General features: G+C 32.5%; 10 protein-coding genes and 3 pseudogenes. 5 read left to right on the forward strand and 8 right to left on the reverse strand.

Annotation, left to right across the window (positions count from 1 at the left end; genetic code table 11):
• The first annotated feature begins 250 nt into the window (after positions 1-250).
• Positions 251-1683, forward strand: a pseudogene (locus ACUN0F_RS04180) (IS4 family transposase).
• 170 nt (positions 1684-1853) lie between these two features.
• On the opposite strand, the gene ACUN0F_RS04185 reads toward ACUN0F_RS04180, so the two are convergent.
• The 5 genes and pseudogenes from ACUN0F_RS04185 to ACUN0F_RS04205 all read right to left on the reverse strand — a co-directional run bounded on the left by ACUN0F_RS04185 (position 1854) and on the right by ACUN0F_RS04205 (position 6819).
• On the reverse strand, positions 1854-2759 hold the full coding sequence (locus ACUN0F_RS04185; protein ID WP_445539174.1) for an alpha/beta hydrolase: 906 nt from the start codon (positions 2757-2759) through the stop codon (positions 1854-1856).
• 129 nt (positions 2760-2888) lie between these two features.
• A pseudogene (locus ACUN0F_RS04190) lies at positions 2889-3053 on the reverse strand (helix-turn-helix domain-containing protein); the annotation flags it as partial.
• A gap of 459 nt (positions 3054-3512) precedes the next feature.
• The gene (locus ACUN0F_RS04195) at positions 3513-5243 is read right to left on the reverse strand and encodes a methyl-accepting chemotaxis protein (protein WP_193674485.1); all 1731 of its coding nucleotides are present in this window, start codon (positions 5241-5243) and stop codon (positions 3513-3515) included.
• A gap of 258 nt (positions 5244-5501) precedes the next feature.
• Positions 5502-6323, reverse strand: coding sequence for a peptidoglycan-N-acetylglucosamine deacetylase (locus ACUN0F_RS04200; RefSeq protein WP_087984370.1), 822 nt, complete (start codon positions 6321-6323; stop codon positions 5502-5504).
• A 196-nt stretch (positions 6324-6519) separates the two neighbouring features.
• Positions 6520-6819 (reverse strand): hypothetical protein, encoded by a 300-nt coding sequence (locus tag ACUN0F_RS04205; RefSeq protein ID WP_445539175.1) that lies wholly within the window; start codon positions 6817-6819, stop codon positions 6520-6522.
• A gap of 176 nt (positions 6820-6995) precedes the next feature.
• Here ACUN0F_RS04205 and ACUN0F_RS04210 point away from each other — a divergent pair, with 176 nt between their 5' ends.
• Positions 6996-7550 (forward strand): helix-turn-helix domain-containing protein, encoded by a 555-nt coding sequence (locus ACUN0F_RS04210; RefSeq protein WP_087984371.1) that lies wholly within the window; start codon positions 6996-6998, stop codon positions 7548-7550.
• A 148-nt stretch (positions 7551-7698) separates the two neighbouring features.
• Here ACUN0F_RS04210 and ACUN0F_RS04215 read toward each other — a convergent pair whose 3' ends face one another.
• Complete coding sequence (locus ACUN0F_RS04215) at positions 7699-9126, reverse strand: S-layer homology domain-containing protein (protein WP_193674486.1); 1428 nt, start codon at positions 9124-9126, stop codon at positions 7699-7701.
• A gap of 1111 nt (positions 9127-10237) precedes the next feature.
• On the opposite strand from ACUN0F_RS04215, the gene ACUN0F_RS04220 reads away from it, so the two are divergent.
• Both ACUN0F_RS04220 and ACUN0F_RS04225 read left to right on the forward strand, forming a co-directional pair.
• Positions 10238-10492: a LacI family transcriptional regulator gene (locus tag ACUN0F_RS04220; protein ID WP_087984373.1), complete on the forward strand. Its 255-nt coding sequence runs from the start codon at positions 10238-10240 to the stop codon at positions 10490-10492.
• 458 nt (positions 10493-10950) lie between these two features.
• Positions 10951-11181 (forward strand): annotated as a pseudogene (locus ACUN0F_RS04225) (serine hydrolase); the annotation flags it as partial.
• A 118-nt stretch (positions 11182-11299) separates the two neighbouring features.
• Here ACUN0F_RS04225 and ACUN0F_RS04230 read toward each other — a convergent pair.
• Both ACUN0F_RS04230 and ACUN0F_RS04235 read right to left on the reverse strand, forming a co-directional pair.
• Positions 11300-11932, reverse strand: coding sequence for an RNA ligase family protein (locus tag ACUN0F_RS04230; RefSeq protein ID WP_087984374.1), 633 nt, complete (start codon positions 11930-11932; stop codon positions 11300-11302).
• 13 nt (positions 11933-11945) lie between these two features.
• Positions 11946-12914 carry an AAA family ATPase gene (locus ACUN0F_RS04235; protein ID WP_088081606.1) on the reverse strand — a complete coding sequence of 323 codons (969 nt, stop codon included), beginning with the start codon at positions 12912-12914 and terminating at the stop codon, positions 11946-11948.
• Between the two features lie 274 nt (positions 12915-13188).
• Between ACUN0F_RS04235 and ACUN0F_RS04240 the strand changes: the two genes are divergently transcribed.
• A complete protein-coding gene (locus tag ACUN0F_RS04240) occupies positions 13189-13497 on the forward strand; it encodes a hypothetical protein (protein WP_088008795.1) in 309 nt (102 codons plus the stop codon).
• The last annotated feature ends 76 nt before the right edge of the window (positions 13498-13573 follow it).

The raw sequence follows: 13573 nt of genomic DNA on the forward strand, positions 1-13573 counted from the left end.
ATTATCAAACTTTGTTATAAATGATCAATCTATTTTACAAAGCCACAAAAAGACAAAATATAAATTGTTTAATCATTTGTTTTTCTACGTTTCCATAGGAAAAGTCGGGGAGCGAAACTCAGCCAAGGAGAAATCGTTAGTCTAATTGGGGTTACCATACATCGCTATCAATCTAAGGTAAATTTGTATCCATATAATCAAAAAAACGCTATTCTTTTTGTAGAAAAATACAGAAAGGATGGCGTTTTGTATGACTCTATCGATTCAAGATGAGTTTCATTTATTCGCTGAAGAATTACAGCGATATCTATCCCCAAGTATCCTTCAACAGCTCGCACAGGAGACGGGTTTCGTAAAACGTAAAAGTAAATATGGCGCACGAGATTTGGCCGCTTTATGTATTTGGAGTAGTCAACACGTAGCAAGCGATTCTCTTACTCGATTATGTAGTCAGCTTTATACAAATACAGCTACACTCATGAGCCCAGAAGGACTGAATCAACGCTTTAATCCAGCAGCTGTCGCATTTCTTCGAGAAGTGTTTACTTCCCTTCTCACACAAAAACTCTGTTCAAATCACTCACTTTCTGCACATATAATCTCTACTTTTAATCGTATCCGTATTCTCGATGCAACAGTGTTTCAACTACCTGATCAATTCGCTACTGACTATCAAGGTTCAGGTGGGAGTAGTAATAAGGCAGGCGTGAAAATCCAATTAGAATACGATTTACTTAGTGGTCAATTTCTTAACGTGCAGCTTGGGCCAGGAAAGAATAATGATAAAACATATGGTACCATCTGCCTTGAAACCGTAGAAGCAGGCGATTTGTGTTTACGTGATCTTGGTTACTTCGATTTAGGAGACTTACAAACCATTCATGATAAAGAGGCTTACTATATCTCTCGGTTGAAGCTGAATACACACATTTATACCAAGAACCCTGAACCCGAATACTTCAACAATGGTACGGTAAAAAAGCAGACAGAATACATCCAGCTTGATATGACACAAATGATGTCTGATCTAATCCCTGGTGAAACGATAGAAATCCCTGAGGCATACATTGGCCAAAATCAGAAACTTCCAGCACGTGTTATTATCCATCGTTTAACCGATGATCAAACGCAAACACGACTGAAAAACCAAGCGATACGTGAAAAGAAGAAAGGCATTGTCATGAAGGATAAAAGTAAACGTTTAATGGGCATGAATGTATATATCACGAACACGTCGCTAGAAGAAGTACCGACGAACTACGTGCATTCATTATATTCACTTCGTTGGCATATTGAAATTTTGTTTAAAACGTGGAAGTCATTCTTTGAAATTGATAAATGTCAAAATATAAAAAGAGAACGCCTAGAGTGCCATTTATATGGACAACTCATCGGCATTCTCCTCTGTTCTTCTACGATGTTTCAAATACGTCAGCTTCTGCTTGAAAAGAAAAAGCAGGAGCTGAGTGAATACAAAGCGATTTATATGATTAAAGATTACTTTCCATTACTGTTTCAAGCGATAGCCGTTGGCACAGAAGAACTTTTAAAAATTCTGCATCGCCTTTATCAGCTGCTCAAAAAAAAAACGGTCGTAAATGTCATAGGTATAAGAAGATGACCGTCTTTAATATTCTAGGGATTGTGTATAAAACGGCGGTGAAGCATAGACAAGCTGCCTAGCGAAAAAATCGCGTTTTAATAGGCTTCTTTAGCATGCCTACTTTTCTATCACTTGCTAGTTTTGAAACAAGGATCATTTCGTACCTATTAAATTACTTGGTTAGCTTGATGGGCATGTGGGGATACCCCATTTTCAGCTTGTTTTAATTACTTTCTTACTAGATATCTACTCATTTGCATATGTATTGGTGGAAAAATTCTATTTGTTCGTTGTTGAGTATTGTTGCTTCGTCTTTTCTTAAGTCAAGGTGGAATACATGACCGCTCGCTTTGTCATTATGACCATATTCCTTGTAAATATAATGAAGTCCTGCGGATTCTAATTTACTAAGGAAAGCAGGTTGAATCCCAACCAATCCATCATTAACACTGCAAGTCACAAAGGACGGAGGAAAAGATGGTGTAATGTTTGACTGAAAATCCATTTCCTTTTCATATTTATAAATTTCTTTTCCAAGATAGTCCTTCATCAAAGCATTTAAAAGATTCCTATACCATTTTTTCGTTTCTTTGTTTTTTATTCTATCGAGTGGATCATACATTCCATGGTTTAATCCCATTGCTTTTATTTTAATATCAGGCATTTTGAAGTCAAACAGTTTTGCATACTTTAAATTAGTTAAAATTACTGCATACTGACTTGCAATCTGTGCCCCCGCTGAATCACCTACAATAAACAAATTATTTAAGTCCATATGAAACTTTGTTGAACTATTCTTCACCCAATGAAAAACCGAATTTACATCTTCCAGAGCTGCTGGAAATTTATATTTTGGTGCAAGGCGGTAGTTGAAGTTTACTACCGTAAACCCATACTGGGCTAAATTCATGCAGTAAAATTGATAAGCTTCCTTGTTCCCGTACACCCAGCCACCACCATGAATCGATATAATTACTGGCAAAGGTTTTTCCGTATCTTTTGGATAATACACGTCAAGCAAATGGTCTTCACTTTTATCCCCGTAGTAATCAAGGTTGTCAAACCTTGCGATATTTTCTGGGGTAGTTAACCCTTTATCTCTTTTAGCATCACCCTTTTCAAATAACACATTTAATAAAACTGATGTTAATGACATTTCTTCACACCTCTTTTTTGTAAAATGAGAATTACTTAATAGATTATTTTGTTTTGGGATTATATTTCGATAGAAGAAATAATTTATTCTTGTTCTATTAATTCGTTCATTTAATAGAATAAGGAATGATTATTTGTTCCCTTCCGATAACTTTCTATATAATGAAGCTCTAGATACATTTGTAATTTCACAAATTTGATGTACAGTCATATTTCCTTCTTTGTATAACTTTACTACATAATTCATTGCTGTTTGATTTTTATGATATTTCTTTAACCGATCTTTAAATTCCCCTCATTTACTTAACTTTACTAACTATCTATTCGAAAATAATGCTTATTTCCCTGCATAAAAGGCAAATTAAATGTATAGAGGTAACTCTCCCACTGCCCATTAAGCTAAAATTCTATAGTATCCCAGAACGAAATTTTGTACTAATATGTAACAAAAAAGCTCATTTTTTCGTTTTGGGGTAATTCTGAATTCTTAAGTTGATGGGCATAGGGTAACACCACATCGCTATCAAGCTAAAAAATGGGTCACCTCTAAAATGAAAAATATGTTAAATTCTCACAGATAGCTCTCTTATATTAATTACATAACCTATTTTACGATATTATCGTTTTACTGCTTGTATTTATCTTTTGAAGAAAATTTATCCATAAAAAATGCACCTCCAATTGTTAATTATGTGTCTAACAATTGGGGTGCACTTCATATTTATAAAAGTTACAATGGTCTTTTTTATTACTCTTATTTCTCCTTGCCTTGTTTCTCAATAATAAATTTCGAAACTAACTCTGATAATGCTTCTACTTTTTCTTTTATTTTGTTAGATTGATTCGAGATTTCTTCAATTGAGGCTGCCTGTGATTCGATTGACTGTACTGTTTGAGTTGTTTCTTTAGCTACTTGCGCTGCGGTTTCAGAAACACTCGACATAGAGGCGTTTACTTCTTCTGTGCCGGCAGACATTTCTTCTGTCGCTGCAGATACTTCTTGAATTTGACTAGTGATTTTATTAATAGCTACCATAATAGATGAGAATGCTTGATCCGCTTTATTAGCTGTTTCTTTTCCTTCCGACGCTTTTTGTTGACCTTTTTGCATTGCCTCAACTGTATCTTTTGTATCTTGTTGAATGGCTAGTATTAAATGATTGATTTCATCTGCAGATGCTTTAGACTGTTCAGCTAAATTCCCTACTTCCGCTGCCACCACTGCGAATCCTTTTCCATTTTCTCCAGCACGTGCAGCTTCAATTGAAGCATTTAAGGCAAGGAGGTTTGTTTGTTCAGCAATATTAGTAATCGCATCTAGAGCTTTATCAATTTGCTGTGTACGCATAACAAGTCTCTCTATTACTTTGGATGTTTCTTCAACAACCTCATGAATACTATTCATTTGAAGTATAGATTGTTTGATTACTTCACTACCAGAATTGACTTGTTCTGTTGTTGTGACCGCCACTTCTGTAACCGTTGCTGAAGACTCAGCTACAGTTTGAACGCCAGTCGCAATTTCTTCCATTGATGAAGAGCTTTCTTGAATACTAGTAACTTGCCCTTCTATTTTTTTATCAACCTCGGATATAGTTTGAACTACCTCTCTTGATATATGAGATGCTCGTTTAGTATCTTGTAACATTCCATTGGTAGAATAAATGACCTCTTGAGTTGTGATTTTTACTTCTCCAATTAATTGTTGTAAGTTACCCAGCATACTATTAAAAGACCTTACAATACTTCCTAATTCATTATCCGATTTATAAGAAGTACGTATCGTTAAATCACCTGCAGATACCTTTTCCATATCTCTTTCTAATAATACAATTGGTTGTCTAATTGCACTTTTAATGATATATCCAATAAAAATAACGATTGCGATTGCTATAATAGAGATACTAACAAACAGCATTATAGTATTTGTTGCACTGGCTGTATTATTTTTTTGTAATTGATCTGCATTATTATTATTAACCTGAATGAGCTCACGAATAGCCTGCACTGCCTTTTTCATATTAGGGTCAACTTCTTTAAGATAATAAGCATATGCTTCTTCATTATTAGATTGTCCCAAATCTTGTACTTTCCTCAGTTGTGTTCTTAATTCATTAAATACTTCATGAAATGTTGAATACAATTCTTTTTCTTTATTAGAACTAACTCTAGACTCAAACTTCTTTATTAACTGATCAGTTTCTGTACGAGCTACATCTATTTCTGCCAAAAGCTCCTTTATTCTTTCCTGATCTTTTGATAGAATAGTTTCCTTTACATTCATATTGATTAGATAAAAATTAGACTCTATAGCTCCTATCCACTGAATTGGTAATAAACTATCTTCATACATCGTATTAGATGCATGCTCCCCCTTTTTCAGGCCCAAAAATCCTAGTATAGATAATATTATACAAGCCACACTTGCTATAATTACTAATACATTTAATGTTGTACCAATTTTACTGTTTTTAAAAAACGACAATTAACTTCACCTCATTGTTATATTATGATTAAATAATTTTATTTACATAAATAAAAGACATTTAATTGTTTATATCTATTAAAAAACCGTATAAAGTTTTCTAAAATAAGAAAGTTCATATTTAAATCTAAATTTAAATATAGTCCGGTAAAAAGAGCGTGTTTTCATCTATTTATCTAAACACGCTCCTGCTAATATTTAAACCCTATAGTAATTGCTTATTCCATTCTGATTTCCTTTTTACTAATACATATCTTTTTAAATACGATTATCATGCCAAAAGTTTATTGGAAAATGATCATTCTCATTATAAGCTTCAAATTCATAACCTTTTTCTTTTAATCCTTTTATAATTGCTGGAACTGCCGCGACAGATTGGGGATGAATATCATGCATTAAAACAATTTCTTTTGAAGATGTCGCACCTGCCAATACATTTTGCACAATTTTTGCGGCTGCTACATCAACGGCTAATTTATTGTATTTCCAATCTAAAGAATCAATTGTCCAATCCCATACTTTTAAATCATTTCCGACCACTTCATTTCGAAGTGATTCATTTAAACCAGGCATTGATCCATATGGTGGCCGTGTTAATTTCGGTGAATTTCCAATAACATTTCTAATTAAAGATTGATCCTCTTTCATTTCCTTAACATATTCTTTATTGGTGTATAACCTTTTAAAATTATGTGTCATGCTATGCATGCCAACATAATGACCCTCTACATGTTCTCGTTTCACTAAATCTGGGAACCTTTTCACATTGTCACCAATTAAAAAGAACGTTGCTTTCACATTATTTCTTTTTAATATATCTAATAGGTTAGCTGTATATTTTCCTGGTCCATCATCAAAAGTTAAATATACAACTTTTCTTTCTTTACCATCAAAACGACTAGGTATTGATTTTCTAAATTCATTTTTAGGAAGACTGCTCACTTGTTGAACACTATTTTCCTCTTCTGCATTTACTAGCTTAGGATTCGTTATAGATTGAAACATGTAATAACCTATTGCTACTAATGTAATAGCCAGCAAAACGCTTATAATTCTTTTTTTCTTAAGCTTAATTTTCATACTATAATTCTTCTTTCTATCCTATTATTCCACTCTATGTTTTTTAGTTTCATCATTTTATTAAATAACAGAGTTCTTTAACCAAACTCTTTTTTTGATTAAGAATCTGTTTGTTAGTACTCTTCCATAACTTCTTTTGGAACCATACTTCCTCCTATTCCTCATACAATATGTGTACCTTGATTCAAATTTTGTTTTAAAGCACTTTTTTGTATATAGTTTTTTCCCTCTTTATACAATTTAATTGGCCATTTGTTCCTGCTAATTCTAATAATTCTAACCTGGTATCCTCCTTATCTATTAATCGCTTTAATAAAATATATAAATAAACAATACTAGTTGTATATGCACCGCTTAAAAATGGTTTTAATGTTCTATTTACAAACCCAGATGCTCTTCCTACTGCCAGTTCATCAGCTATTTTTTTATTATCAATCCTAATATCTTGTACGGAAATTCCCTCATGCAATCTGGTCATCATACCTAAAACAAACATCGAGAATACATATCGTTCATTTCTCGTCTTATTTATTATTCTCACAACTTTACAGGTGCTTGGAAAATTAATCATACTTTATTATAATTAAGTATATATTAACAACATGTTTAGTATAAGTAAATAAAATTAATTTTAATTTAATATTTTTTACTTATTTAAAGGGGATTACGCATATGAACAATATTAATGTTGGTCAAAAAATTATGGCATTTAGAAAAGCTGCTGGATTAACTAGTAAACGTTTAGCTGAATTAGCTGATATAACACCTTCCATGTTAAGTCAGATTGAGAAAGGAATCACGAATCCATCATTACAAACACTAAAATTAATTTCTGTAGCATTAAATATTCCATTATTTAATTTTTTCTTAGAAGATACAAATACGGAAGAATTAGTCGTAAGAGCTAATCAAAGAAAAAAAATAACTTTCCCTGAAAGCGGTAACGTTTCATATGAGTTGTTATCTCCCAATTTAGATGGATCACTGGAATTGGCTTTAATGAACCTGTTACCTCAAACCGCTTCATCTATAGAACCTGTGGCACATAAAGGTGAAGAAATAGCATTTATTATGGAAGGACAAGTAAAACTATACTTAAATGATGAGGTTTTACTTCTCAATACAGGTGATAGTGTTAAAATCCCACCATATGCAAAGCATAAATGGGAAAACACTTCTTTAAACAAAGTCACTGTTATATTCGGAGTAACCCCACCATCTTTTTAATTCCATATACTATCGGATAAAAGTTAGAGAAAATAATTCTCTAACTTTTTGTATACATAACTATATTTTAAGAAAATAAAAAACTTGTCTCTTAATTATATGAGATTAAAAGCTAAACAATTAAGAATAGTAAAGTAGAGCTTTTTGATTACATGCTTAATTTACTTTTTAATGTCCAGTATTTTTCCCCATTAGCGTCAAAAGAGAATTCGACCCATCCATTTGGATCTTCACGATAAATAAAGATGTTTGTTCCAGGAGTTAATGTACCAACATTATTTTGCGTTACATCTACATCTGATCTACTTTTAATTTTCAAATCAAATGGATAAGGTACATAGTAATAAGTAGCTGATGATACTATATTTGCGCTCGAACCATCTGCATACATTTTATACGGTATTTCATTAGATAATGCTTCAACATCTAATGTTTCAGGGCTCTTTGGTAATTTTTTTGCATATGTATAGTCTTCTGCACGGAATGGTTTCATACGTTCCATAATACCCGCAATTTTTTTTGCCCAGCCTTTATCTGATGCATATTTCACGTTCATACCAGCTAACGTTGGTCCGTTATAATGCATACCACTTTCTTCTAAATATCTTTCTCGTACATAATTAGCGTTATAAGCAATACTGTCTCCGTACGTTGGTAAGTATTTTGCATATTTAAATGGATCTCTATCATAAGCACGTAATCCGAATAGATTATGTTTTTGATATGCAATTTCTGATTTACCGTATCCAGATTCTAAAATCGCATGCGCCGCTAAATAATGAGCATTCACGCCATATTGATTTTGCGCATTGATAAAATCTTGCCCATGTCCAACTAATGGACTATCTGAATGATATTTTGCAATAAAACTATCAATCTCTTGAGCTGTAATTTTAGAAGTCACCGTTAAATTCAAATCTTCATATGAGGTAGCAGTAATAATCTCTTTTTCCTTTAAAACATTCTTTGGAGTTAGTTGCATCATATCTGTTTTTGCAGTAAGTTGAGCAGCTTCAGCGCGTGTTATGAATCTATTTGGTTGCCAACCGTTATCAGTACCAACGGAAATTTTTAAATCAATTAAAATATTGGCGAATCTTTCACCCCAATGGCCTGTTAAATCCTCAAATTTACTTTGGACATTATCATTTGCTGTACTTTGAAGTTTATATGCATTTACTAGCATTGCCGCCATAGCAGCGCGCGTTACTTTTCCGGATGGATTGAAGATACCATTACCTTCGCCTTTAATAATGCCAGCTTTTTCAGCTGCGGCAATATAAGGTGTTCCCCAGTGGCTTTGTGAGTCTGTAAAGGATGGTTTTGCATCGTAGTCAATTTGTATACCTAAAACTTTTGTCATAATTGTTGCGGCGGAAGCTCTGTCTAGTGAATCATTTGAGCCAAAATTTCCGTCTGGGTAACCACTTATTACTTGTTTATCCACTAAATAATTAACGGATTGCTCTGCCCACTTTGGAACATCAGGAAATTTGTGAGTATCTGCTAAAATATTAGAAGAATAAGATAATATTGCTCCTGCGAGGATACTTGTTGCGATGAATTTGTGCTTCATAAGAATATACACCTCTACCATTCTATCGTATTAATCAAATTGAGATTTTCTATTTTTATATTTACATGCCTGTAATCATAATCAGATTGTATTAACATGCATTCAATTTGATGTAATGATTATAGTTACTTATATGTACAAGTGTCAATAGATGTCTTTTACAAAAACGTATGATATTTATATGAATTTGAATTTCCATAGTATCATAATTGACTTATGTATAAGGTAGATTTAATAGTTAAATTTCCTTTAAAAGAGCAAACAATAATTAATTTACATTTAATTATATTTACTTATAATTAATATCTTGTTAACGTATATTTAATAATAGAATATTTAGCCTTTGTTAATTAAAAATAAAATTTTTATAATCATTATATAATTATATTAAGATTTATAGTATAATCGATTTATCTGTTATTTGTTTTAATTCATTTGATTAGGCAATTCCTTTATAAAGAGGATTGCCTATTTTTTTATAACAGAATTATAAATTCTCACAGTAAAATATAAAGAATTAATCAAGAATATAGTATGATTAATGTATATTCAATATAAAAAGTATAGTACTTAACTAAATTACATAAATTAAAAAAGACAAGATGCTATTATCAAGAGGATCGTTACTATACTTTTACTTTTTTAGACCTACGCTCGACCTTACCACAGCTAAAATGGATTTTCCGCCATCCTTTTATACACTTGCTTTCTTAGCACATATGTTGAATACTCACGCTTAATTGCTCTTTCACTCTCTTTTAAAAGTTCAAACAAAAACCCGATGTATTATCCCCTCACACGGTATACATTTCTACTTCTATTTCATTATATTTCCATCCATTTAAATAGAAAATCAACAGTGATACTATCATATTCGAACAATCTAGTTTACTATAATATTAATATGTATAATTTAAATTTTATAGTTTTATAATATTAATTCTTTAATTTTTATACGGAACAAAATATCAAATTGTACATTTATAATTTCTTATATTTATTTATCAAGTTTAACGAATACAAAACATAAGTGGAATATTTCACCATTCCATTAACCAATTAAATATATGTTATTCTAATAGATTAATAAAAAAATAGAAGGGGATTTTTTATGTCAAAGTCAAAAATTAAAAAGGTCGTTGGGGCGCTAAGTTTAACATCCGCTTTACTTATTTCAGCAATGCCTGCAAGTGCGGGTTCAGGATTGATATGGGTTAGAGACAAATACCCTAATGCATATGAATTTGATTATAATGGTGCAAAGGGAACAGTTAAGGTTTTTTACAGGGATAAAAAAGGTAATACTAAAACAAAGATAGAGAAATGCTATATGGATAACAACACTTGTTATGTACCAGATAAATGATAAATGAAAGTAATAAAAACACTCAATTCGAGTGTTTTTATTACTTTCTTATAGACAATTACAATATTTACTTTAAAGTTATTGTAGTAAAAAAATTCTCTTCTAGATGCATTCTTTTTATACGTTAAAATTATAGATTCTCATTAGTTTACTATAATTTAGATATGTATATTGTTTTTCGGACTTCATCATAGCAAATCTCAACCAAAATTACTATCTTCAGCTGATGAATTTGACTATATTGAATTCTCCTTTTTGGCAGCTATATGTAACTAGGTTTAAAATAAAGTCTTTTTATTTATAATCCCGTTATCATTAGCTATTAATTGTTTTACTTTATTACTATCGCCAATTTAAATTGCATTTCAATTTTTTATACAAAATATACTCTCCTTAAAATTATTTATTATCTTTTGTATAACTTTCTAAATCCGCTACTTCCTTTTTTTGATTCTAATAAATTAATTCGTGCGGGCGTACCAATAGGATGGGAAGTAGCTGATAAAACAGGTGCAGGATCTTATGGGACAAGGAATGATATTGCAATTATTTGGCCACCAAATAAAAAACCAATTGTTCTTGCCATCCTTTCTAATCATGATAAAGAAGATGCAGAATACGATGATAAACTTATAGCAGGCACAACTAAAGTCGTGTTAGATACTTTAAAAATCACGAATAAAAACTAATCGATTAATAGTTTTCCCTGTTTGGTAGTTGTATTCTCTCATATGAATCACCATACATGAACGTCAAAAGATGTTAGAAAACGAAAAAACACGCAGTTCCATTTGGAAATGTGTGTTTTTATTTTGCTAATTGATTTGGGATAACCGTCTGTGTCATCCAGTGCTTATTTGTTTGTACATGGTCTTTTCGAACAAATTTCCCTACCGATTGTGAAAAATCATCATAGTGAAATGTTTCCGTAAACCTAAGTACATAGCCCTCTTGAATGCCACCAAAGATTGATTTTCCGCTATAGCATGAACGAATCGCTTTTTCATTATAGGGACCACGGTATAACACAGGAACGTGCACAAGGCCTAGCTTTTCACACCATACAACTGTTTCATCCCACGATAAACATTCATTCTTTTCATTCCATATAGAAAAGACATAAAAATAGGATGTCAGTTCTGTATAGTGAATACTATGACAGGCATATACATTTTCACCACAAATGCGCCAACCTTCTGGAATTCTATAGCCTATACTCCCTTGTAATGTCTTTACCCATGTACGCGAAGGATGATGCATGCTCGATAACGATCTAGCATGCATAGCGTCTTTATATAAGGATGTATTTTCACCGTCTAATTTTTCCAGTACCACCACTTCTTGATTTTGAAACCCGTCCATATTCTGAAGAACACGGTCATCACTTGTTATCCCAATCGACCAAGGGACATGCAATGTTCGTGGATATTTCACAAGCATTCTTCTCACCTCTCTACTTCGCAAATGCATCTGCATCACGGAAAAAGTATAGTTTTGTCAACATCTCATCACCGCAGTAATGGTAGATTTCACGCACTGCCTCTTCCCCGCCATGTAGCATCTTCATATGAAACTCGGTTATCATTAACACTTTCTCAATAAACTCCCATTCGAAACCAAGTTCCATTAAAAAGTGGCAAGCAATATGGGTACTGACATATTCGTGACCATAGTACGAATGATAGCCTTTCAGCTTTTTAAATACACGGCAGAACGGTTTCCCTGTATCATGAAGTGCTGCAGCAGTTTGTAGTAGAAACAAATCTTCTCCTACATAATTCTCAGTTAAATGTGCATAGACCATGTACGTATGTTGACATAATGGTAAGGAATGATAGGGGTTTCCTTGGTCATATTGAAACATGTCAGAAAAGAACGAGATAGTGTTTAGTCTTTCGTAGAATTCTTCATAACTTGGATACCCAGTCAGAAGTTCTTGAAATTCATTTTTTGATATATTGTACGAACCTGGTGTATGCAGAATTTCGATTTGGTCCCATCCTTCCTCTTTTACTGGGAACTCAGCCTTTTTGTACATTTTTTCTAGTATCCGTTCTTCCACCGTTCGCTTTCGCTCTTGATTCCTCTTCTGACATTCCTCATAGGGTGTGTTCACCACATAACATCGTTTTTCTAGATTTGGTATATCACGTAGACGATGCAGTGCTTTCACACGGAATTCCCTTTCAATGTTTGTCGCATCTAAAATGACGTTACGACCATCCTCTAAGTGCTCACGAACACGTTCCATTGCATATCTGTATAACATTCCCGTCTTCCCTTGTTTCGTTTCGCTATAAAATAACGTTTGGCGAAGTTCATCTGTCGAGACGATTGCAGCACGGTATTGTTTTTGAAGCATCTTTGCATACGAGCTTTTTCCACTTGCGGGTAATCCAACAAGATATATAATTGTAGGCATGTCTTCACCTCTCTTCTTTGCGCTATTATCTCATATATTCTAAAATTCTTACAATATGAATGCATTTGAGAGGTTAGAATAATACCTAAATATAGTGTATGTTAGTATCAATTTCTAAATTTTCCAATTCATCTTGTATAATAACAAAAGGACATTTAAATATTTTTATATTAAACAAAATAACAACAGTAGAGAATCTCTTAGACTATCAAACTTTATACATAAATTACATCAAGACTAACAATAAGAATATAGTTATGAGAACGAAAACTATTTGATAACCATTCCAAGCTTAATCATTATTATTGCAGGTATTGTACGTATGCTTATATCCCAAAGGTTCGAAAAGTATAAAACCGGAAAAAAAGTAAGTTTGAAACACCAGTATATAACAGTAAATGAAGATGTATCGCAAAAGGACGAATCTAAAGATAAGGCCTATTTAGTTGCATTTGCATTTGTATCTGTATTAGGTTTTTTAAACCAAGTTTTCCAACAGGGTAATTTTGATAAAAACCCAACTTGTATTCCTATCATAAATAAATACGGGTTACTTCACGGTAGAGATACTCCCAATAAATAGAAAAGGTAGATGCATTACGGTTATTTAATGCTATCTACTCACTGACTGCTGTGGGTTTTTTGCCAAAAAAATCAGG

The sequence above is a fragment of the Bacillus sp. 1A genome (genome assembly GCF_052682215.1).